At 62.4% G+C, this 21,383-nt stretch carries 18 protein-coding genes; 3 read left to right on the forward strand and 15 right to left on the reverse strand.

Translation table 11 applies throughout. The annotated features are described in order from the left end of the window. Positions 1-14 precede the first annotated feature (14 nt). The 13 genes from O6760_RS29105 to hmgA all read right to left on the reverse strand — a co-directional run bounded on the left by O6760_RS29105 (position 15) and on the right by hmgA (position 16,037). Positions 15-1,190, reverse strand: a complete 1,176-nt coding sequence (locus O6760_RS29105; RefSeq protein WP_269583150.1) for an efflux RND transporter periplasmic adaptor subunit — start codon at positions 1,188-1,190, stop codon at positions 15-17. A gap of 170 nt (positions 1,191-1,360) precedes the next feature. Then, positions 1,361-2,224: a metal ABC transporter permease gene (locus O6760_RS29110; RefSeq protein WP_269583151.1), complete on the reverse strand. Its 864-nt coding sequence runs from the start codon at positions 2,222-2,224 to the stop codon at positions 1,361-1,363. Beyond that, positions 2,224-3,102, reverse strand: a complete 879-nt coding sequence (locus tag O6760_RS29115) for a metal ABC transporter permease (RefSeq protein ID WP_269586375.1) — start codon at positions 3,100-3,102, stop codon at positions 2,224-2,226. The genes O6760_RS29110 and O6760_RS29115 overlap by 1 nt, the downstream gene beginning before the upstream one ends. Further along, complete coding sequence (locus O6760_RS29120; RefSeq protein WP_442969945.1) at positions 3,102-4,016, reverse strand: manganese/iron ABC transporter ATP-binding protein; 915 nt, start codon at positions 4,014-4,016, stop codon at positions 3,102-3,104. The genes O6760_RS29115 and O6760_RS29120 overlap by 1 nt, the downstream gene beginning before the upstream one ends. 382 nt (positions 4,017-4,398) lie before the next feature. After that, positions 4,399-5,301 carry a metal ABC transporter substrate-binding protein gene (locus tag O6760_RS29125; RefSeq protein WP_269583153.1) on the reverse strand — a complete coding sequence of 301 codons (903 nt, stop codon included), beginning with the start codon at positions 5,299-5,301 and terminating at the stop codon, positions 4,399-4,401. A 287-nt stretch (positions 5,302-5,588) separates the two neighbouring features. Next, on the reverse strand, positions 5,589-6,806 hold the full coding sequence (locus tag O6760_RS29130; RefSeq protein ID WP_269583154.1) for a WD40 repeat domain-containing protein: 1,218 nt from the start codon (positions 6,804-6,806) through the stop codon (positions 5,589-5,591). A gap of 261 nt (positions 6,807-7,067) precedes the next feature. Further along, positions 7,068-9,512 carry a methyl-accepting chemotaxis protein gene (locus tag O6760_RS29135; protein ID WP_269583155.1) on the reverse strand — a complete coding sequence of 815 codons (2,445 nt, stop codon included), beginning with the start codon at positions 9,510-9,512 and terminating at the stop codon, positions 7,068-7,070. A gap of 302 nt (positions 9,513-9,814) precedes the next feature. Then, a complete protein-coding gene (locus O6760_RS29140; RefSeq protein ID WP_269583156.1) occupies positions 9,815-10,006 on the reverse strand; it encodes a DUF2783 domain-containing protein in 192 nt (63 codons plus the stop codon). Beyond that, positions 10,003-11,622, reverse strand: coding sequence for an FAD-dependent oxidoreductase (locus tag O6760_RS29145; protein WP_269583157.1), 1,620 nt, complete (start codon positions 11,620-11,622; stop codon positions 10,003-10,005). Before O6760_RS29145 ends, O6760_RS29140 begins: the two co-directional genes overlap by 4 nt. Positions 11,623-11,645: 23 nt before the next feature. Next, positions 11,646-12,170, reverse strand: coding sequence for a DinB family protein (locus O6760_RS29150; protein WP_269583158.1), 525 nt, complete (start codon positions 12,168-12,170; stop codon positions 11,646-11,648). Positions 12,171-12,173: 3 nt separating this feature from the next. Next, a complete protein-coding gene (locus O6760_RS29155) occupies positions 12,174-13,133 on the reverse strand; it encodes an MBL fold metallo-hydrolase (RefSeq protein WP_269583159.1) in 960 nt (319 codons plus the stop codon). Positions 13,134-13,431: 298 nt separating this feature from the next. After that, complete coding sequence (locus O6760_RS29160) at positions 13,432-14,448, reverse strand: fumarylacetoacetate hydrolase family protein (protein ID WP_269583160.1); 1,017 nt, start codon at positions 14,446-14,448, stop codon at positions 13,432-13,434. A 218-nt stretch (positions 14,449-14,666) separates the two neighbouring features. Beyond that, entirely contained in the window at positions 14,667-16,037 is a 1,371-nt protein-coding gene (gene hmgA / locus O6760_RS29165) for a homogentisate 1,2-dioxygenase (protein WP_269583161.1), read from the reverse strand. Positions 16,038-16,226: 189 nt separating this feature from the next. Here hmgA and O6760_RS29170 point away from each other — a divergent pair, with 189 nt between their 5' ends. The 3 genes from O6760_RS29170 (at position 16,227) to O6760_RS29180 (ending at position 19,224) form a co-directional block, all read left to right on the forward strand. Further along, complete coding sequence (locus O6760_RS29170; RefSeq protein ID WP_269583162.1) at positions 16,227-18,260, forward strand: methyl-accepting chemotaxis protein; 2,034 nt, start codon at positions 16,227-16,229, stop codon at positions 18,258-18,260. Positions 18,261-18,433: 173 nt separating this feature from the next. Next, positions 18,434-18,751 (forward strand): hypothetical protein, encoded by a 318-nt coding sequence (locus O6760_RS29175; RefSeq protein ID WP_269583163.1) that lies wholly within the window; start codon positions 18,434-18,436, stop codon positions 18,749-18,751. A 68-nt stretch (positions 18,752-18,819) separates the two neighbouring features. Then, positions 18,820-19,224, forward strand: a complete 405-nt coding sequence (locus O6760_RS29180; protein ID WP_269583164.1) for a GFA family protein — start codon at positions 18,820-18,822, stop codon at positions 19,222-19,224. A gap of 15 nt (positions 19,225-19,239) precedes the next feature. Here O6760_RS29180 and O6760_RS29185 read toward each other — a convergent pair whose 3' ends face one another. Beyond that, positions 19,240-19,608, reverse strand: a complete 369-nt coding sequence (locus O6760_RS29185; protein ID WP_269583165.1) for a hypothetical protein — start codon at positions 19,606-19,608, stop codon at positions 19,240-19,242. Positions 19,609-19,846: 238 nt separating this feature from the next. Next, the gene (locus O6760_RS29190) at positions 19,847-21,322 is read right to left on the reverse strand and encodes an ATP-binding protein (RefSeq protein ID WP_269583166.1); all 1,476 of its coding nucleotides are present in this window, start codon (positions 21,320-21,322) and stop codon (positions 19,847-19,849) included. Positions 21,323-21,383 lie beyond the last annotated feature (61 nt).

Raw genomic sequence — 21,383 nt, forward strand, 5'->3', positions numbered from 1 at the left:
CAACCTCACGCAGCTCAGGAGCCGCTCTTGGTGGAAACCGGTTCCGGCGGTGTGTCGGCGGCCGGGGCCTGCTTGCGGTCGGCGATCGTCACGTCCGCTCCCTGCCGCACCAGGTGAATGCCCTCGGTCACGACCTCGTCCGTCGTGTCGAGAGCCGCATCGACAAGCACGCTGTCGGTGTTGCGCTGGATGATATTGATGGGAACACGCGCGCCCTTGCCGTCACGCACGGCCCAGACAAAGGCCCCATCCGCGCCCCATTGCACTGCAAGCGGATCGACGGCCGGATATTCATCGCCCGGAAACCTCATCGAGACCTGGAAGGACATGCCCGCCCGAAGCTTGTCGGCCTCGTTCGGGAACCGGGCCCGCACCTGCAGCGTGCGGCTGTCGATGTCGATGCGGTTGTCGACCGCGCTGATGACCCCGTCGAAGGTCTCGCCGGGCCGGGCGACCGAGGTCGCCGTGATCGGCGAGCCGACTTGAATTGCGGAGGCATAGCGCTCCGGCACCCAGAAATCGACCAGGATCTCGCTGCGGTCGTCAATGGTGGCAATGACCGATTGCGAGGTCACGTAGTTTCCGGCGGTGATCGGCAAAATGCCGACGACGCCGCCTATGGGAGTCTCGATGGAGCGCCGGGACAGCGCCAGCTGCGCCTCCCTGAGTTGCAGGCGCGCATTGTCCACCGACAGCTCGGCGTCGGTGACCTGAACCGCGGTCGCCGTGTTGGTCTTGCGCAACTGTTCCATGCGCTGCAGCCGTGCCTCGGCGTCCTTCAGGGCGTTGGCGGCACGCTCGACCGCGATCTGTTCGGCTTCGGAATCCAGTTTGGCAACGATATCGTCTGCCTTCACGGTGGCGCCGGACCTGACAAGAACCTCTGTCAGGGTGCCGCTGGTATAGGGCGTTACGGCTACGGACTGCAGTGCGGTGCTGGTGCCGATGGCGGACAGTCGGTCGTTGATCGTGATCTCGACGACGGGCGTCGTGACAACCGCGCCCTGTGGACCGCCGCGCCGGCGTGGCTTGTTCGCTTCGGCCGGGGCGGCATCGACCACGGCGAAGTCGAGCCAGTCGATTCCCCAGGCCGAAAGCCGGGTCTCTGCCCCCGGGTAGTACCGGACCCAGAGACCGGCCGCGACGGCCAGAACCACGAGGGCCAGCAAGAGCTGCTTCCAAATTGCCAATGACTGCTCCACCATTCGACCGGACACGGATCCGCTCAGGATTTCCTCCCGTGATCCATGCTGTAAGGCAAATCCCTTAGGCCAACAATCTAATTAGTGTAGCAAATTGTATTGGCGAGAGTGGCGGTTTCCGCGCTCGGGGCAGCAGCCGTGGCTGTATCGGGTCGCAGTCACTCGCCTGCCGGTTCCACGCCTGCGATCCGGAGCCGGGAGGCCTGGCGGTTGAGAATTTGCCTGCGGCCAAAGGCCAGCAGGAAAAGGCCCGTGAGGATCAGGATGATGGTCGGCGCGGGAGCACTGTCAAGGAAGAAGCTCGCATAGGTGCCGGCCAGCATCGATATCATGCACACCAGAACAGACACCCAGAGCATGGTGCCGAAGGTCCGCACAAGCAGGAACGCGATCGCCCCCGGCGCAATCAGCAGGCCGATGGCGAGAATGAGCCCGGCAGCAGACAGAGTCGCAACGATGGTCAGCGACAGGGCCGCCAGAAGACCGTAATGCATCGCATTGATCGGCAGGCCGGAAGCTTTTGCCTGGGCGGGATCGAAGCTGTGCAGCACCAGGTCCTTCCATTTCAGGACCAGCAGACCGCCGACAACCAGGGCGCTGATGCCGGCCGTCACCAGTTCATGCCATTCCACACCAAGCATGTTGCCGAAAAGAATGTGGTCCAGGTGGGCGTTGGTCTCGATCGAGACGTACAGCACGATGCCGAGGCCGAACATGCCGGAGAAGACCACGCCCATGACCGTGTCCTGTTTCACCCGGCTGTTGCCGGACAGGTATCCGGTCGCGAGGGAGCAGACCATGCCGGCGGCAAAGGCACCGATCAGCAGGGGAATGCCGAAGATATAGGCCAGGACGATCCCCGGCAGGATGGCATGGCTGACCGCGTCCCCCATCAGGGCCCAGCCCTTCATCACCAGGAAGCAAGACAAGAGCGCAGTCGGCACCGCAACGATGATGCAGATCAGGAAGGCGTTCTGCATGAAGGGAAAGCGGAACGGCAGGAGAAGCGTCTCGAGATCCATCAGCGCGCCTCCCCTTGAGCCGAGGGCCCCTTGCGCAGCGCCTCGGCCGCCTTGCGCCGGGCGGCCAGAAGCCCGTGCTTCGGCGCCAGCAGGAACGTCACCAGGAAAATCAGTGTCTGCAGCGTGACGATGATCCCGCCGGTCGCCCCGTCGAGAAAATAGCTGGCATAGGCACCGAAGAAACTCGTCAGGGTGCCGATGGCGACGGAAAGCGCGATCAGCCTGGGAAAGCGGTCGCACAGGAGATAGGCCGTCGCGCCTGGCGTCACCACCATGGCGATCACCAGGAAAGCGCCGACCGTCTGCATCGCGGCCACCACGGACGCGGACAGGAGCACGAAAAACACCGCCTTCAGCAGGCCCGGCTTCAATCCGATGGTACGGGCATGGTTCTCGTCGAAAAAGGTGACCATCAGGTCCTTCCACTTGGCCAGCAGGATCGCCAGCGAGACAAAACCGATGATGGCGAGCTGCAGAGTGTCTTCGGGCGTGATCGCCAGGATGTTGCCCATGGTGATCGTCTGGATGGAAACCGACATCGGATTGACGGACACGATGAACAGGCCGAGACCGAAAAACGAGGTGAAGATCAGGCCGATGATCACATCCACCTTCAGGCCCGAGCGTTCCGACAGGAACAGCATGGCACCGGCGGCCAGCCCGCCGGCAATGAAAGCCCCGAGCGCGAACGGAAGGCCGAGAATATAGGCCCCTGCCACTCCGGGCACGACCGAATGGGACAGGGCATCGCCGATCAGCGACCAGCCCTTCAGCATCAGGTAGGCCGACAGAAAGGCACAGACACCGCCGACCAGGGCGGAGACCCACATGGCGTTGGTCATGTAGTTGTAGCCGAACGGCTCCAGAAGCAGGTCCATCACCGGGACGCCTCTCCGGTGTCGCTCTCCTCCCGGCTGTCACCGGGTGCCGCCTTGCTGGTCTGGACCTGGTCGCCATATTGCACGAAGGGCCGCTCGTCGTCGGTCAGGATCGTGACCGTGCGCTGGTCCCCGTCGGTGTGCAGCGTCTGATCGGAAATGGTGAAATGGCGCAGGACACCGCCGAAGGCTTTTTCCAGATTGTCCCTGGTGAAGGTGGTCTCCGTGGGCCCGTAATCGAGCACCGTCCCCTTGACCAGAACGGTCCGGTCGCAGAATTCCGGCACGGAGCCGAGATTGTGGGTCGAGACCAGCATGACGCGGCCCTCGTCCCTGAGTTCCTTCAAAAGCGCAACGATCTGCTCTTCCGTCTTGACGTCCACGCCGGTGAAGGGTTCATCCAGCAGGATCACCTGGCCGTCCTGGGCCAATGACCTTGCCAGGAAGACGCGCTTGCGCTGGCCGCCGGACAGTTCTCCGATCTGCCTGTGGCGGAAATCCTGCATGTTGACGCGCCGAAGCGCCAGTTCGACAGCTTCGTGGTCCGCCTTTTTCGGCCGACGCAGGAACCCCATGTGGCCATAACGGCCCATCATCACGACATCTTCCACCAGGACCGGAAAGGACCAGTCGACCTCTTCCGACTGGGGCACATAGGCAACCAGGTTCCTGCGCAGGGCCTCGGCTACCGGCAGACCGAGGATCCTGATCCTGCCTTTCGCGGCCGGCAGAAAGCCCATGATCGCCTTGAACAGGGTGGACTTGCCCGCCCCGTTCACGCCAACCAGGGCCGTCACGGTGCCACGCGGAATGTGAAAACTGGCATTCCACAGCGCCGTGTGACCGTTGCGATAGGTCACGGTAACGTCTTCGGCAGACAGTCCGCCGTCATCCGCCTGAGCGGTCATGTCCATTTCCGCGTCCCTGACAATCTGCAACATGGGTTTTGCCTATTAATATGCACAATCCGCGCGTTCACAATGCGGCCAAGTGGTGCGAGCGCCTGCGCACCGGCCATTCGCGGCCTTCAATCAGTTGCCAGGCTGTAGTGACAAATTTACGACTGGGCTCGTTGTGGTCAGGATCGTTCCTGAACAGGCGGAAAGCGCAAGGAAGTGCAGCGCACTTTCGAGCATTTCCAACGCCTTCAGGGGCGATCCTGGACCAACCCCGAAGGGGCCGTCCGAAAATCGGGTCATTTCTGCGTCGCATGTCGTCGAATATGTCCCGCATGTCCGTCCTCCATGCTCCTTGAAATGACCCGATTCTCGGGCGGCGCTGCCAATCGTTAATTTGTCACTCCAGCCTAGCCTTCAGACCTTCCACAACCGTTCCGGAGGTCACCTTCAGGAGATCCAGGTAGGTCGGAACAGGGCCGCCGGCTTCGCTCAGGGAATCCACATAGAGCTCGCCGCCGTAGCTGGAGCCGGTTTCCCGCGCGACCTGTTTGGCCGGTGCCGTGTTGACCGTGCTTTCACAGAACACCACCGGGATCTCGTTTTCTCTTACGCCGTCGATCACGGAACGGACCTGTTGAGGCGTGCCGACCTGGTCGGCATTCATCGGCCAGAGGTACAGTTCCTTCATGCCGAAATCGCGCGCCAGGTAGCTGAAGGCGCCTTCACAGGTGACCAGCCAGCGCCTGTCCTCGGGAATTTCGGCCACAGCCTGGCGCAGCGGCTCGATGGTTTCGCGAAGCCTGTCCTTGTAGGCCTCGGCATTGCGCGCATAGACGGCCGCATTGTCCGGGTCGTTTCCGGCAAAAGCCTTTTCGATGTTGTCGATATAGATCAGGGCGTTGTCGAGTCCCATCCAGGCATGCGGGTTTGGCTTGCCTTCATAGGAACCGTACGCGATCGGAATCGGGTCGATGCCGTCGGACAATGTTGCGGAAGGCACGTCGCCCAGGTTCGACAGGAACTGTTCGAACCAGAGTTCCAGGTTCATGCCGTTCCACAGGATCAAATCCGCGTCCGAGGCCCGGACAATGTCCTGCGGCGTCGGCTGATAGCCGTGGATCTCCGCGCCCGGCTTGGTGATGGAAACAACTTCGGCCGCCTCACCGGCCACATTCCGGGCAATGTCGGCCAGAACAGTGAAGGTGGTGACCACCTTCATCTTGTCCTCGGCCTGCACCGTGCAGGAAACCCCCGCGACAAGCGTGGCGAAAGAAGCTGTCAGAACCAGATTTTTGAGCATCACCGTTTCCCGGCTGGAGGAGACCTTTCTGCAAGTGATATTGCAAATCATTTGCAACTGTCAAGCCAGTTGCGAATGAGTTGCAGTTACAAAACGATCTGCGGCCCGGCGGCTGCATCGTCCGGCGACCGCCGCCGGACGGTTCTTCCTAACCCGGGCACCGCAAGACCTGCGGCAGATGCAGTCGGTGAAGGCATCAAACGGTGTACCCGGTACCGGCTTACAGGGGCCGACCTTCCTTCACGCTCTGAAAGAAGGCCGGACACAAAGTCGATCGTGCGATCCCGTCAGTCGATGAACTGCGCCGCGAAGACCCAGGTCGCGCCGTTCATTCCGTTGTCGCCGGGACCGCCGGAGAGGATCGTGCGGCCGTCGCCGGACAGGGCAACGCTCGTTCCCTGAATGGCGCTGCCGGAGGCGCCGGTTCCAACCAGCTTTTCCCCGACCTGCAGCCAGTTGCCGGAATTGTTCCGGAAGACCCAGACGGCACCCTGGTCCGAATTGTCATCGTCGCCGCCAACGGCAATCGTACCGCCATCCTTGGATATGGCGACCGCGCCGCCCTGCCCGGCCTTGCCGGTCGCTCCGCTGCCAACGAACTTGCTGCCGTCCTGGGACCAGATCCCGCTGGTACGCGTGAAGATCCAGACCGCGCCGGTCTGGTCATTGTCCTGGTTCTCGCCAAGGACAAACGTGTTGCCGTCATGGGAAACGGCGAGCGATGTGTTCTGTCCATACGGGTCCGGTACGCCGCCGGAGCCTGTCAGGTAGTTGCCCTGCTGCTGCCAGCCCCCGGAATTTACAAAGACCCAGACCGGCGCTGTGCCCAGTACTTCCAGCGCACTGCCGATGACGAGTGTCTGCCCATCCCCCGACAAGGCCAGCGCGGAGCCCTGGCTCACGTTGCCGTCATAGCCGGATCCAACGAGCTTGCTGCCGGCTTGAGACCACACCCCGGCTGACCGGATAAAGATCCAGACTGCGCCGACAGCACCACCATCGCCGTCACCGCCGATCGCGACCGTGTTGCCATCGGCCGAAATGCCGACGGCGGCGCCCTGCATCGGACCGTCGGAATAGCCCGACCCGACCAGTTTGTTGCCCTGCTGCGTCCAGATCCCGCTGGTCCGGGTGAAGACCCAGGCCGCGCCAACAAGGCCGTTGTCACCGCTGCCGCCCGCAATCACCGTGTTGCCGTCCTCCGAAATGGCAACCGAGGTCCCTAGGCCTGTAGCGCCGATGCAATCGGTTCCAGTCAGCTTAGCGCCCTGCTGCGTCCAGCTGTCGCCGCTCCTGACAAAAATCCAGATCGCACCGGTTCCCTCGCTGTCGTTGCTGCCTCCAACGACGGCCGTCGACCCGTCCGCGGAGATCGCGACAGTCCCCTGGTTGCTGGATCCTACCGCGCCGGAGCCGATCCACTTGGAGCCGAGCTGTGCATAGGGCGCAAAGACCGGGTAACCCGATGTCTTGTCTTGCGCATCCTGACGTTCCGAAATGCTCATGATTCTTTCTCCTCTGCGGGTGAACCAACGCGCATTCGCTAAGCCGCGGCCCCTGCCCCGGTGGTTCGACCCCATCGGCGATTGCCACCTGTCTCTACTCCCGGTGAAAGCATCGCCACGGCGGCAATTTTCAATCATAAGTTTTAATTTTTCGACAAAACAATCAATCAATCCGTCAGCTGCACGCCCGCGAAGAAAAAACAAAAAAACCTCCCGCGTCGCCGCGGGAGGCTTTTTGTTTGTTTCTATCGCCTGGCGTAATCAGGCAGCGGCAACGCGGTTGAGGAACGTCTCGATGCCCTGCTTCAGGGCTCCGCTGCGATTGCTGAGATCACCGGAGGCGCTCAGCACGTCGCCTGACGCTTCCTTGGTCTCATCGACAGCCTGCGCAAGGCGGGTCATGTTCGACTGGACCGCCTGGGTGCTTTGCGCGGCCCGCTGGACGTTGCCGGAGATCTCGTTGGTGGCCGAGCCCTGCTGGCTGACGGCGGCCGAGATCGCCTGGGTGTAGCCATTGACCTCTTCCATCGTGTCGGAAATCGCCCCGATTGCCGCCACAGCCTCGCTGGTGGAGTTCTGGATGGTCTGGATCTGCGAGGAGATTTCTTCCGTCGCCTTCGACGTCTGGGTGGCCAGTTCCTTGACCTCGGCGGCGACCACCGCAAAGCCCTTGCCGGCTTCCCCGGCGCGCGCCGCCTCGATGGTGGCGTTCAGCGCCAAGAGGTTGGTCTGTTCGGCAATCGCCTGGATCAGGGTAACGACTTCGCCGATCTTGGAAGCGGCTTCCGCGAGCCCCTGGACCTTGCCGTTGGTCTCGTGCACGGCGCTGGTGGCCGAGGTCACGATGTCGGAGGACCGCTGCACCTGGTCGCCGATCTCGGCGATGGAAGCGGACAGTTCCTCCGCGGCGCCGGCGACGTTTTCAACGCTCATGCTGGCGTCTTCACTGACCCGGGCGGTGTCGCCCGCCTGGGCCGCGCTGCTTTCGGCAATACCGCCCAGCGCCGACGAGGTGCGCGACATGCTGGCCGCAGTTTCGTCGAGCGCGCCCAGGAGCCCCTGAACCTCTTCGCGGAAGCCGAAGATCAGCCGCTCGATTTCTTCCTGGCGGGCATTCTGGGCCTCGCGATGCGCATTGGCTTCGCCTTCCAGACGCACACGCTCGCGCGCGTTCTCCTGGAACACCTGGACCGTGCGGCTCATGTCGCCGATCTCGTCACGCTGGTCTGTGGACGGGACGGTCACATCGATATCGCCCTCCGCCAGACGCCCCATGGCTTCGGTCAGCGCCCGGGTCGGCTTGGTGATCACCAGTGACAGGACAAAGGCCAAAAGCGCGCCAACCACGACCGCTGCCACGAGAGCGGCGGCAATCAGGCCGAGTGCCGTGTCGGCACGTGACGATGCGCTTTTGGACTGGGCCTCCGTCAGGTTGGTGATCACGCTGCGTACCTGCGTTGAAATCGCGACCAGTTCCGCGCGCTTGGCATCGAAAACGTCCCTGGCCGCAACCATGCCCGCGAATTCGGCTTCGAAGGTTCCGACTTCGGCTTCGATGGCGGCAACCGCATCGGTGATTTCCGGAAACGCCGCGCTGTCGGCTTTGAGCTTGTTCGCGATATCCCTCAGGATCCCGATGCGGGTAATGACCGCATCGGCTTCCATGGTCCCGAACCCGGCAAAGAATTCCATTGTGGCCGAGCGGATGTCCAGGGACGCCATCTGGTACTTGTTCACGTTGACATTTACCAGACCGACGATACCGAGCCTGGATTCAGCCTTGCCGGCAACGGACTTGGCCTCGTCGGCCGCGGCATAGACGACCTTCCTCAACGCTGCGGTCTGGCCATGAAGATTCATCAGGTCGGAAGAGATCGCCGCGGCGACTGCTGCCGGAACCTGGCTGGCCTCGGCGTTCTCGCCGTCAGGCTTCGGAAGTTTTTCCTTCAGGGCCCCGGCAATGTCTCCGAGCGCCTTGACCTTGTCGGCCTCCAGTCCGTCGACCTTCAGCTTGCCCGCTTTCTTGGCGGACCTTGCAAGGTCTTGAGCACCTTCAGTCAATTCCAGGGCGATTTCCGGGGTGAGGTCGTTGCCCTCGCCCGCCGCCTCAATGCGCCCCTCCAGATCCGCTGAAACCTCTTCCATCCCCAAAAGCAGGCGGGCCAGTTTGTCGGCACGGTTCCGGGTTCCGGACGCCGATTGCGCGGCCTTGCCGGCGTCGCGATGGATCTTGATCATCTTGTCGTTGATCTGGGCGGCAATCGCTTCGAGCCCGTTCGCCGAACGCAGCAACTTGTCCGCCTGGGACTGTTGTTCGGCAATCGCCTGTGCCACAGCTTCGAATTCGGTGTTCAGCTTGCCGACAAGGTCAATTGCCTCAGCGGTCACGTCATGGCCGGAACCGGTTCCCGAGACTTCGTCGAGCGTGACCAGCGATTGTTCCAATTGGCCGATTTGCGCTTCTGCGGCCTCGGCCAGTTCCGCACTGCGGCCAGAAAGATAGGCTTCCTGGGCCTGGGACACCTGCTGCAGGTTGGCCATGGCGGTCGTGGCCTTGGCGCTGACATCCGACTGGGACCGGAGCCCCAGGATTGCAACCGTGCCGACCGCGCCAACCGCGGCGGCCACCAGGATCATCGTGACGAACCCGCCGCCGACCTTCGCGGAAAAGCGCGCATTTTTCAAAGGTGTAAGTAACTTGGACATGTTTCCCCCGCACTTTCTCTTATTGAAGGTGCAGGGGGTTAATGAAATGATGAAGACTTCGGCGCCGGCTTGCTGTTTTAATTCACGAAATAAATCCAAGACGTTTTCGTGTTTACCAGCAAATAGATACTTCCTGATTTTTACCGAGGTTTTTTTGCCCGAAAAAAATCAGGCACGCTGCCAAAGTTGTAGGCAGAGGCAAATTCTCCTCGAAAAAGGCTTGCCGATTCCCTCTCACGCTTGCCTGAACGTTTGTCGATTCCCGACAGGATCACCCCATTCGGGATCGCCGGCGAGACGTGTCATTTGCGTTTTGCCGCCTCGAGAAGCGCGTCCAGCTCCGCCAGATTACCGATCCGGTTGGCCAACAACAGGATCAGCCGAGCGTTGAAGGCATCGCTTTCCGCCTTGGACAGACCCTCGTGGGCCGCCAGCAGCCGGGCATAGAATTCATCGGGCTTGTCAAGTCCGGGTGTGAGGACGCTGTCGGTCATGTTGCCTGTTCCTTCTTGCCGAGCACCACCTTCAGTGCCGCCTTGATGCCGGCCGCGTCATATCCCGTCCAACGGGCGGCCACATGCTGATCGGGCCGGATCAGGTAGACGGCCGCATCGGCCTCATCGAGATAGCGGTGCCGGAGGTCACGGCTGATCCGATCCGCGGGAATATTCAGGCCTTTCAGCTGGATGCCCTCGATCTCGCTCTGGTCAGGAACCTTTGCCCCTATCCCGAGAAGCAGGAAGTCACCACCAACCTGATCCAAAAGCCAGCCTTCGGCCAATGGCGCATCGACCACCGGACTGCCGGGCCGCGTGCGCGCCGGAAGTCCATCGGTGTCCGGGCCATTCAGCGGTGAGCCGTCATAGATGCAGGGCACGGACAAGCGACCGGAATTCACCAAGGGGCGGGCAAAGGCATAATGCTCGGAGAGATCCAACACCGCATCGCGGAAGATCCGGCTGATTTCCGATTTCGGGGTGATGAAGTCTGTTGAACGCGAGCTCTGCAGGATGTTCTCGTCGGCCGCCATTTCCCGTTCGAAGGCATAGCTGTCGAGCAGACTGTCCGGCGCCTTGCCGTCGAGCACAAGCTTCAGTTTCCAGCCGAGATTGTCGGTATCCTGGAAGCCGGAATTGGCCCCCCGCGCGCCGAAGGGCGACACCTGGTGGGCGCTGTCGCCGGCAAAGATCACCCGGCCGTGACGGAATTTTTCCATGCGCCGGCACTGGAAGGTGTAGATCGACACCCATTCCAGGTCGAATTCGACATCGGGCCCGAGCATGTCCTTGAGCCGCGGAATGACGTTTTCCGGCTTCTTTTCCTTTTCCTTGTCGATGTCCCAGCCAAGCTGCAGGTCGATGCGCCAGACGCCGTCCGGCTGCTTGTGAAGCAGCGCCGACTGGTCCTTGTTGAAGGGCGGATCGAACCAGAACCAGCGCTCGGTCGGGAAATCCGCCTTCATGATCACGTCGGCAATCAGGAAATTGTCCTCAAACACCCGTCCGACAAAGTCGAGATCCAGCATCTTGCGGGTCGGCGAGCCGGCACCGTCGCAGGCAATCAGCCAGTCGGCTTCCAGATTGTAGGCGCCTTCCGGCGTTTCCACAGTGACCAGCGTGTGGTCATCATAGGCATGGAGATTGGCGACCTTGTTGCCGCCGCGAATCTCCACCGGCTTGCCCTTTGCCTGCAGGGCGCGGATACGCTCGACCAGGAACAGCTCGCAGTAATATTGCTGGAGATTGATGAAGGCCGGACGCTTGTGGCCTTCCTCGGGCAGCAGGTTGAAGTCGTAGACCTGGCGATCGCCGAAAAAGACCTTGCCGACATTCCAGACGACACCCTTGTCCTCCATCTCGTCGCCGCAGCCGAGCCGGTCGAAGATTTCCAGCGACCGCTTGGAGAAACAGATCGCCCGCGAGCCGACGCTGACCTTGTCATTGTCGTCCAGCACCACCACCGGCACGTCGGCCTGGGCCAGGTCGATGGCCATGGCGAGCCCCACGGGCCCGGCGCCGATGATCACCACGGGGTGGCGCACCGGCGACGGCGCGTCCTGATCGGGCGACCACTTGTAGGGATAAAGCGGCGCTTCGAAGAGTTTGGTCACAGGGTCTCCTCCCGGCTCCTGCGTCAAAGAAACTTTTCGGCCGCCGGATGGCGGTCGAAATCGAGAAAGAATTCGTCGAGCTGCGGCGGGGCGACATCCGTTCCCGCCAGCATCGCATGCACCTGCCCCCGGTGATGGACCTGGTGCTGGAACAGGTGCAGCAGCGTGTTGGCGATGGTTTCCTCGAACCGGCCTTTCACGCCCCGGTCCTGGATCACCTTGCGGTCCAGGTCTGCCGTTGTGAGCCCGTCACAGAACGCAATCAGCATCCGGTCCAGGCCCTGCTGAGCCGCCTGCAGCTCATCAGCTGTCTTGAGGTGTGGCGTCTCATAAACCGACAGGCCTCTGCCTTCCTCCCGCAAGGCATCGAGATAGTACCGGTCGACCTCGCAATTGTGGTTGAGGGTTTCCCGGATCGAGGGAAAGAAGTTGGTCCGCTCCGCCGCGAACGCCTCCTGCGAGAGCCCGCAGCAGACATCAAAGAGACGTTCGTTGGCATAGGCGTTGTTGCGGGCCATCAGGCGGAGATGGTCGAGAGCGGTGCTCATCGTTCAGCCTTGCAGATCCGCCCACAGGGCGGCGTCGCGTTCGGCGGTCCAGATGCGCGGCGTGTCGATACCGAGCGCCTCGTCATAGGCCCGGCCGACATTGAACGGCAGGCAATGTTCGTAGATCGCGTAGTCCTTGAATTTCGGATCGCATTCGGCACGGCAGGCGTCCCAGGCTTCCTTCAGCGATCCGCCACCCTGGGCCACCCGGGCCACCGGCCGGTAGGTCGAGGACACGAAATCGGCCGTGTTGGTCAGCGCCTTGCCCACCATGTCCTTGCCGACCAGAGCATCGCCGCGGCCCGGCGCGATGGCTTCCACATCGAAGGACCGGATCGCCTCGAGCGTTGCCGGCCAGTCGTTGAAATGACCGTCGCCGCAATAACAGGCCGAGTGGTATTCGACGATGTCGCCGGTGAACATGACGTTCTCGTCCGGCACGTGGATGACGATGTCCCCGGCGGTATGGGCGCGGCCGAGGAAGCGCAGGTCCACGCGGCGCTTGCCGAGATAGACGGTCATGCGGTCGTTGAAGGTGGTCGTCGGCCAGGTCAGCGGCGGAATGTCGTTGACGTTGTCATAGCCCATGAACAGACGGGGGAAGCGCATGAATTCGGATTCCCGGTCTTCCGCGCCGCGTTCCACGACCATGGAACGGGCCTTCTGGCTCATGATCACGGTCGGCGCCTTGTAGGCGGCAGCCCCCAGCACGCGCACGGCATGATAGTGGGTCAGCACGAGATGGCTGATCGGCTTGTCGGTGACGGAACGGACCTTCTCGATCACCTTGTTGGCGAGTTCGGGTGTCGCCTGCGCCTCGACGATCATGACACTGTCGTCGCCGATGATGACGCCGGTGTTCGGATCGCCCTCGGCGGTAAAGGCCCACAGGTCCTTGCCGATCTCGGTGAAGGAGATCTTCTTTTCGCTCATGTCTCCGGCGGATGCGAATTGCTTGCTCATGCTGCCTCCCCGCCCAAGCAGGGTCCCTTGAAACTGATGTGTTCGATGTCCGGGCTGGTCACCAACCCTATGTTCTGTTGGGTGGTGCTCCCACCCTTGCGCTCTGTCGGGTGGTACCCCCACCCCTAACCCCTCCCCACAAGGGGGAGGGGGACTGGTCTGAATTTTGTCTCTCGCCCCGTGGCCTTAAGATGCGTTGGAGCTGGCAAAGGCGCTTCATCGTGGCACTGCCTGTTTCCCCTTCCCCTTCCCCTTGAGGGGTGGGGTAACCAACAAAGATGACCCCAAACAACGACCCTTAAGCGCCCTCGTATTTCTCCACCGTCTGCTCGATGGCGCCGAAGATGGAATGGCCCTCGCCGTCCAGCATCTCGATGCGGACCGTGTCGCCGAATTTCAGGAACGGGGTCCTGGCCTCGCCGGAATTGATGGTCTCGATCATGCGGATCTCGGCGATGCAGGAATAACCGACACCGCCTTCGGAAACCGGCTTGCCCGGGCCGCCGTCCAGTTTGTTGGAGACCGTGCCCGAGCCGATGATGGTGCCGGCGCCGAGCGGACGCGTCTTGGCCGCATGGGCGATCAGCTGGCCGAAGTCGAAGGTCATGTCGATGCCGGCATCGGCACGGCCGAAGGCGTCACCATTGAGGTCGACATGAAGCGGCAGATGCAGCTTGCCGTCCTTCCAGGCATCACCGAGCGCTGCCGGTGTGACCGCCACCGGCGAAAAGGCCGAGGACGGCTTCGACTGGAAGAAACCGAAGCCCTTGCCGAGTTCGGCCGGGATCAGACCACGCAGGGAGACGTCGTTGACCAGGAGCACCAGCCGGATGGCGCCGCGCGCGTCCTCGGCGCTGACACCCATCGGGACATCGCCGGTCACGACTGCAATCTCGCCTTCCATGTCGACGCCCCAGGCCTCGTCGCGCATGGTGATCGGATCGCGTGGTGCCAGGAACGTGTCGGAGCCGCCCTGGTACATCAGCGGGTCGGTCCAGAAGCTTTCCGGCATCTTGGCGCCACGGGCCTTGCGCACCAGTTCGACGTGATTGACGTAAGCCGAGCCGTCGGCCCACTGATAGGCACGCGGCAGCGGCGACAGGGCATCATGTTCGTGGAAACGTATCGTCGGAACCGCCTCATGGGAGAGACTTTCAGCCAAGAGCTCCAACTTCGGCGCCAATTGGTCCCAGTCGTCGAGCGCGGCCTGCAGCGTCGGCGCGATATGACTCGCGTCGGTGCAATAGGTCAGACGGTCGTTGACCACCACCAGCTTGCCATCGCGGCTGCCATCCTTGAGCGTTGCCAGTTTCATCGGGTTCTCAGCTCCTTGTGATCGCCAGACCGTCATGGCTGGCGATGGTTTCTCCCCGGAAGCCCTTTCGGGGCCTCCAGCCATTCTTCTCGTTCAAAGCCCGGCAGATCCGCCGGAAACAGATGGTTAGGCACCGGTGTCCTTGCCCCCGCCGCCGCGGAAATCTGCGCCGCATCCGGTGCCATGGTATGGCCGGGCAGGAGATGCGGTAGAACTCATTACTTGTTCCAGGTTCCTTCGGGCGTGCCGTCGAATTTCTTGTCCAGCGAATCCCAGCAGTCGATGTAGTCATCCTGCAACGGCGCGTCCTTGGCGGCAAATTCCGTCAGGTGCTGCGGGAAACGGGTCTCGAACATGAAGGACATGGTGTTGTCGAGTTTTTCCGCCTTGAGGTCGGCGTTTGAGGCGCCCTCGAAGGCATTGTTGTCCGGCCCGTGCGGCAGCATCATGTTGTGCAGGCTCATGCCGCCGGGCACGAATCCCTGCGGCTTGGCGTCATACTGGCCGTAGATGTTGCCCATCAGCTCGGACATGATGTTCTTGTGGTACCAGGGCGGACGGAAAGTGTTTTCCGCCACCATCCAGCGCTCGCGGAACAGCACGAAGTCGATATTGGCCGTGCCCGGCACGCCGGACGGCGCCGTCAGCACGGTGAAGATCGACGGGTCCGGGTGGTCGAACAGGATCGCGCCGACCGGGCAATAGGTCCTGAGATCGTATTTTACCGGCGCGTAGTTGCCGTGCCAGGCCACCACGTCGAGCGGCGAATGGCCGATCTTCGTTTCGTGGAACTGGCCGCACCATTTTACCGTCACCGTCGAAGGCACTTCGCGGTCCTCGAAATGGGCCACCGGCGTCTTGAAATCGCGGCGATTGGCCATGCAGTTCGCGCCGATCGGCCCCCTGCCCGGCAATTCGAATTTCTGGCCGTAATTCTCGCAGACAAATCCGCGCGCGGGCCCTTCGATCACCTCGACCCGGTAGACCAGGCCACGGGGCAGGATGGCGATTTCCTTGGGCTCCAGCTCGATGACGCCGAGCTCGGTGCAGAACCGCAGGACACCTTCCTGGGGCACCACCAGGAGCTCGCTGTCGGCGGAGAAGAAATATTCGTCCTCCATCGACCGGGTCACCAGGTAGATATGGCTGGCCATGCCGACCTGGGTGTTGACGTCTCCCGCCGTCGTCATGGTGCGCATGCCTGTCAGCCAGGTCAGCTCATCGCCCGAATGCGGCACGGGATCCCAGCGATACTGGCCGAGCGAGACGACATCGTCGCAGACATTCGGCGCCGACTTCCAGAGGGGAAGATCGATCTTCCTGAACCGGCTGGTGTGCTTGACGGACGGGCGGATGCGGTAACACCAGGTGCGTTCGTTCTGGTGGCTCGGCGCCGTGAAAGCGGTGCCCGAAAGCTGCTCACCGTAAAGACCGTAAGCGCATTTCTGCGGGCTGTTCATGCCCTGGGGCAAGGAGCCCGGCAGCGCTTCGGTTTCAAAATCATTGCCGAATCCCGGCATGTAATCCAGGCCCGCCGAATTCCGGCGCTCATCCTTGAGGTTCCGACTGCTGTCCGTTCTCTGATCCATGACATCCTCCCGGTTCGGAGATGAATTTAGTTGCATATGTAACCATTTTCATCCTCGGGTCAAGCGCCTCTGCGAAACTTATCGCGAATGGCGAAAAATTCATTTTGCGCCGCAAAAACAACCAGCGGGCGTAAGCTTTGATTTACGTGACTCTCCTAAGGTCTGCGCATTCTCACCTTTGGAGCCCCCATGTCTCTCAGAAATCGGATTTTCTTCGCCTCGAGCGGCGTCTTCCTGTTCGGATTCCTGACGCTCATCCTGGCCGTTACCTTCATGTCCCAGTCAACCTCGCAGAAGTCCGGCGAGGATCTTATCCGCACGACGGCCCAGGCGCTGGCACTGGATGCCGGCAAGACGCTCGCGCAGGCGCAGCTGGCGGCACGCGCGGCGGCGGACGCGCTGGAAGGCCTGCAGCATGCGGGCGTCACCGACCGTAACGCCTATGCCGCGGTGATGCAGCACCAGATCGCGCAGAACAAGCATTTCGTCGGCGGCGGCGCGATCCTGGAGCCGGACATGGCCGGCGCCGACGCGGACAATGCGGGCGCCAATTTCTCCGACGACAAGGGCCGCTTCATTCCCTATTTCTACAATGACGGCAGCAAAGTGGCCTGGGAGCCCCTGATCTTCGGCGGCGACAGCGGTTCGGAGGAGTGGTACGACAAGCCGAAGACTCTCGGCCATGACACGGTCACCGAACCTTATATCTACCCGGTCAATGGCGTCGACGTGCTGATGGCAACGGCTTCTTCGCCCATCAAGGATGCCTCGGGCAAGGGCATTGGCGGAGCCACAATCGACGTTTCCCTGGAAGGTCTGCAGAAGGCGGTCAGTGCCGGGCAGAGCTACGAAAGCGGCTATGTCGGCCTGCTCAGTGAAGCAGGTGTCTGGGTGTCGCATCCGGATGCCGGCCTGCTGGGCAAGGCGGCCGACGCGGCCACCCTTGCCAGGATCAAGGCGATCAAGGGCGATGCCGCCCTGACCACCGATGGCGGCACCGCAGAAGCAATCCAGGCGTTCGAGCTGGACGGCACCGGCCAGCGCTGGTTCATCGTCGTCGCTGTGGACGAGAGCGAGCTTCTGGCGAGTGCCAATTCCACCCTGCAGACGAGTCTTCTTCTGGCCGCGGGCCTGCTCGTGGCGGGCACTTTCCTGATGTGGATGCTCGGCTCGACCATCGCCGGACCGGTCCAGGCTCTGACCGCGCGCATGCGCAACCTCGCCGACGGCGACGTCGACACGCCGGTCGCCTACACGGAGCGCAAGGACGAGATCGGCCAGATGGCGGGCGCCCTGGAAATCTTCGTTGCCAATGAAGACGAGCGCCGGGCCCTGCAGAACGATACCGAACAGTCCCAGCACAGCCAACTGGAGCGCCAGCAGGCGGTGGAGGCCCTGATCGAAACCTTCGAGCGCGATGTCCATGCGGTGCTCGACCAGGTTTCCGGCAACACCAACCGGATGGAACAGACGGCCGCGTCGCTCGACGCGATCGCCCGCGATACCTCCGCCAAGGTCTCGTCCGTGGCCGGGTCTTCGGAAGTTGCGCAAGGCAGCGTGCAAACGGTTGCCTCCGCGGCGGAGGAACTGTCGGCTTCGATTTCCGAGATCGGCCGCCAGATCGAGCAGACCAAGTCGGTTGTCACCAGCGCCACGCGCGCGGCCAATGACAGCAATGACAAGGTCGGAAGCCTCGACAGCGCCGCGCAGAAGATCGGTGAGGTCGTCAGCCTGATCCAGGCGATCGCCGAACAGACCAACCTTCTCGCCCTCAACGCGACCATCGAGGCCGCGCGCGCCGGGGAAGCCGGCAAGGGCTTTGCGGTCGTGGCCGCTGAAGTGAAGGAACTGGCAACGCAGACCGCGAAAGCGACGGAAGAGATCTCGGCACAGATCGCGGGCATCCAGTCCTCGACCCATAACGCGGTCGGGTCGATCCAGGAAATCGCCTCGACCATGGACGAGGTCAACCAGTTCACCGCCGCGATCGCCGCGGCGATCCAGCAACAGGGCGATGCCACCAACGAGATCAGCCACAATGTCCAGCAGGCCGCCAGCTGCACCAGCGACATGAGCACCAGCGTCGGAGACGTCATGCAGGCGGCCGAAGAAACCAGCAGCTCGGCGGCGGATGTCCTGTCCGTTTCCCAGTCGGTGTCCGAACAGGCCCAGGGCCTGCAGGCGACCATCGCCGACTTCCTGTCGCGGGTCCGCGCGGCCTGAGCCGGACAATAAGATCAAAAACCGGAGCCCGCGCAAGTCCTTGCGCGGGCTTTGTCTTTTCCGGCCAGGACCAACAGGTCGACATCTTCCCTCCGCCGTTTTTCTCAAACGGGGCTTGATCAATCACCGGCCCTGACGTAAAAAGAACAAATCAGGAACATATGAGGTAAGCGATGCGGCTGGCCACTCCGACCCTTGAACAGTCCCGTGCGGTCCTGTCCGCGTCCTCCTCGCTGCTGGACGCCATTCCGACCACGGATGTCACGCCCGGCGACGTGCGCAAGATGATGCTGTACCTGCGCAAGGCGCGGGACAAGGCGACCGCCATCCGGGACCGTTCCCCAGGTGGAAGCTATATGGAAGGGGTGCTCACCCGCACGATCGACGGCATCACGCTGGAACTGTCGCAACTGGAATATCTTCTTGCGCAGAAACCGGTCGACGCTTCTGCAACAGGGTCGTCGTCCCGGCGCATGCGACCGGCGATCTGAGGCCTGGCGTCCTGCTCCAACAGGTGGTAGTGCGGCCCCTTTCATCGTCAGATCAGGACCGGCCAATCATGAACACGCATTCCGGCAGCTGTCTTTGCGGCACCGTTACCTTCAAGGTCGAAGGAGATTTCGAGAGCTTCTTCCTGTGTCATTGCGCTCATTGCCGCAAGGACACCGGTTCGGCGCATGCCGCCAACCTGTTCTCTTCCAGTGCCCGGCTTACATGGATGTCCGGCGCCGACAATGTCACGACCTACACCCTGCCCGGAACGCGGCACAAAAGGGCTTTCTGCAAGGCTTGCGGTTCTGCACTGCCCAATCTTCAGATGGACGGCGCCCTGCTGGTGGTTCCGGCCGGTTGCCTGGACAGCCCGCTCGACCTGAAACCGGTTGCTCATGTGTTCACGGCGAGCCGGGCCGGCTGGGATGACAAATTGGAAGAGCTCCCCGGCTTCGAGACATTTCCGGGCTGAGATACCGGTCCCCTGTCAGGCGTCTGTCTTCAGCGGCCCAAAGAACCCAAGGACCGCTTTCAGTTTCCCCGATTGTTCGTCGACGGTGACAATGTCCAGTCCCTCCGGCAAGGCCGTGCCGTCAGCCTTGACGAGATGCCAGGCGAACCGGGCCATGCCATGATGATGGTCAACTGAGCTTGTGCGCACGATCTTGGCGCCGACCCGGCCGGCCAGAACGCCCGAAATATGATCGACCAGCTCCGTGCGACCACGCAAATCCGTTTCCGGGTCTGTGTATCTGACATCGACCGAGACCACCTTGTCGAGCAGGTCGCGCCGATAGGCGGGATCCCGCTCCGACCACGCGGCGCAATAGATGTCGATGGTTTCTTCGAGCGTCATGGCCGCCTCCCGGATTTCCATGTTCCAAGAATGCGCGAATTTCCGGGAGCCCGCCAGATTTTCCTGGCCACCTTCCCGAGACCTCACATCGAGGAAGCGCTCAGGCGCCGTCTCGAAGGACGGCCGCTTGCGCATGGATCATCCGCACCTGGTTCGAGACGGACCTTTCGGTCCTCTTTTGGACGAGGTTACGGGAGATGTCCGGCGTTCTTTTCAGAAGCGTTTCAGCCGGTCACGCTTATGCCGCTGCCTCGTCGCCGGGCGCGGTCTGCCAACCGAGGTCGGTCAGGGTGACAATGCGGTTGCCGCGCAGATCCGTCGCGCAGACGAGGAATCCGCGTTCTTCCATGTGGCTGAGCAGCCAGCGCGCGCGGCCCGGCGAGCGTGTGCCGTAGGCCGTGGCGATTTCGATATTTCCGGGACACGGCGCCTTGGCGAGCGCCGCCTTGGCAAGCAGCAGGTAGACACCGCGCATGTCTTCCGGCAACTCGGCGGCAATCAGTTCCGCCTGGGACCAGGCGCCGTCATCCATCTCGCCCTTGTCGACCCCTGCCCTGGCCACGGACAGTTTTTCCCGGAACGTCTGCAGGTCCGGTGCACCGCCGGGCAGCTTGGTGATCCGGCAGCGGACCTGGAAATCCTGGTAGAGGGAAGCGATCGGCTGGAAGGCGGCGTCCTCGTCTTCCAGGATGCCGGCGATGATTTCCGCGATCTTTTCCTCGCGCTCACCGAAGTCGAGCAGGCTTTCCGCCTGAGGCACGTCCTCGTTGCCCGCGCGTTCCGCACTGGTCAGCTGATCGAGCACCTCGCCGGTCGACACGACCGGTTCGACAAAGCGCTGGCGCACCGGCTGCACCTCATCGGCGCCCGGCGTGAAGATGAGATCCTTGGCGTCTTCCTTGGGCTGGTCCGGCAGAGGCATCAGTTTTGGACTGCCGCCCCGGCCCATGGTCTCCACCGGCCCGATCTTCACCGGCACGGGGCGCCGGGACATGGCCGGGCCAAGAGCTATGAAATGGCCCCGGTCGAGGTTGCGGAAGCTTTCCGCCTGACGCCGTTCCATGCCGAGCAGATCCGCGGCGCGGGCCATGTCGATGTCAAGGAAGGTCCGGCCCATCAGGAAGTTGGAGGCTTCGGCCGCGACATTCTTGGCGAGCTTGGCCAGACGCTGTGTCGCGATGACACCGGCAAGTCCGCGCTTGCGGCCACGGCACATCAGGTTGGTCATCGCGCCAAGGGACCGCCGCCGTGCTTCCTCGGTGACTTCGCCCGCGGCTGCCGGCGCAAACAGCTGCGCCTCGTCGACCACCACGATCATCGGGTACCACTGGTCCCGGTCGGCATCGAAGAGGCCGTCGAGGAATGTGGCAGCGGCCTTCATCTGGCGGTCCGCGTCAAGCCCTTCGAGATTGAGCACCACGGAAACCCGGTGCTGGCGCACACGGCCTGCGATCATCTGCAGGTCCTTCTCCGTGCCGACCGCATCGACGACGACATGACCGAACTTGTCCGCAAGCGAGACAAAGTCTCCCTCGGGATCGATGATTGCCTGCTGCACCCAATTGGCCGATTGCTCCAGAAGCCGCCGCAACAGATGCGATTTGCCCGACCCGGAATTGCCCTGGACCAGAAGCCGCGTTGCCAGCAGTTCCTCAAGATCCAGCCCGGCCCGTGCGCCGCCTGTCATTTCCCCGATATCGATCTGAACCGTCATGCTTTCACTTCACGTGCAGCCTCGGCAGCGCTGCGGACACTCCGTTTCCTGCGATTTCGTG

The sequence above is a fragment of the Roseibium sp. Sym1 genome, assembly GCF_027359675.1.
Classification (GTDB): domain Bacteria; phylum Pseudomonadota; class Alphaproteobacteria; order Rhizobiales; family Stappiaceae; genus Roseibium.

What these genes read in the sequence shown, in the direction of transcription:
- O6760_RS29110 (WP_269583151.1), bottom strand. Translation starts at nt 2,224, where the DNA reads ATGGATCTCGAGACGCTTCTCCTGCCGTTCCGCTTTCCCTTCATGCAG.
- O6760_RS29115 (WP_269586375.1), bottom strand. Translation starts at nt 3,102, where the DNA reads ATGGACCTGCTTCTGGAGCCGTTCGGCTACAACTACATGACCAACGCC.
- O6760_RS29120 (WP_442969945.1), bottom strand. Translation starts at nt 4,016, where the DNA reads ATGGACATGACCGCTCAGGCGGATGACGGCGGACTGTCTGCCGAAGAC.
- O6760_RS29125 (WP_269583153.1), bottom strand. Translation starts at nt 5,301, where the DNA reads ATGCTCAAAAATCTGGTTCTGACAGCTTCTTTCGCCACGCTTGTCGCG.
- O6760_RS29130 (WP_269583154.1), bottom strand. Translation starts at nt 6,806, where the DNA reads ATGAGCATTTCGGAACGTCAGGATGCGCAAGACAAGACATCGGGTTAC.
- O6760_RS29135 (WP_269583155.1), bottom strand. Translation starts at nt 9,512, where the DNA reads ATGTCCAAGTTACTTACACCTTTGAAAAATGCGCGCTTTTCCGCGAAG.
- O6760_RS29140 (WP_269583156.1), bottom strand. Translation starts at nt 10,006, where the DNA reads ATGACCGACAGCGTCCTCACACCCGGACTTGACAAGCCCGATGAATTC.
- O6760_RS29150 (WP_269583158.1), bottom strand. Translation starts at nt 12,170, where the DNA reads ATGAGCACCGCTCTCGACCATCTCCGCCTGATGGCCCGCAACAACGCC.
- O6760_RS29155 (WP_269583159.1), bottom strand. Translation starts at nt 13,133, where the DNA reads ATGAGCAAGCAATTCGCATCCGCCGGAGACATGAGCGAAAAGAAGATC.
- O6760_RS29160 (WP_269583160.1), bottom strand. Translation starts at nt 14,448, where the DNA reads ATGAAACTGGCAACGCTCAAGGATGGCAGCCGCGATGGCAAGCTGGTG.
- hmgA (WP_269583161.1), bottom strand. Translation starts at nt 16,037, where the DNA reads ATGGATCAGAGAACGGACAGCAGTCGGAACCTCAAGGATGAGCGCCGG.
- O6760_RS29170 (WP_269583162.1), top strand. Translation starts at nt 16,227, where the DNA reads ATGTCTCTCAGAAATCGGATTTTCTTCGCCTCGAGCGGCGTCTTCCTG.
- O6760_RS29175 (WP_269583163.1), top strand. Translation starts at nt 18,434, where the DNA reads ATGCGGCTGGCCACTCCGACCCTTGAACAGTCCCGTGCGGTCCTGTCC.
- O6760_RS29180 (WP_269583164.1), top strand. Translation starts at nt 18,820, where the DNA reads ATGAACACGCATTCCGGCAGCTGTCTTTGCGGCACCGTTACCTTCAAG.
- O6760_RS29185 (WP_269583165.1), bottom strand. Translation starts at nt 19,608, where the DNA reads ATGACGCTCGAAGAAACCATCGACATCTATTGCGCCGCGTGGTCGGAG.
- O6760_RS29190 (WP_269583166.1), bottom strand. Translation starts at nt 21,322, where the DNA reads ATGACGGTTCAGATCGATATCGGGGAAATGACAGGCGGCGCACGGGCC.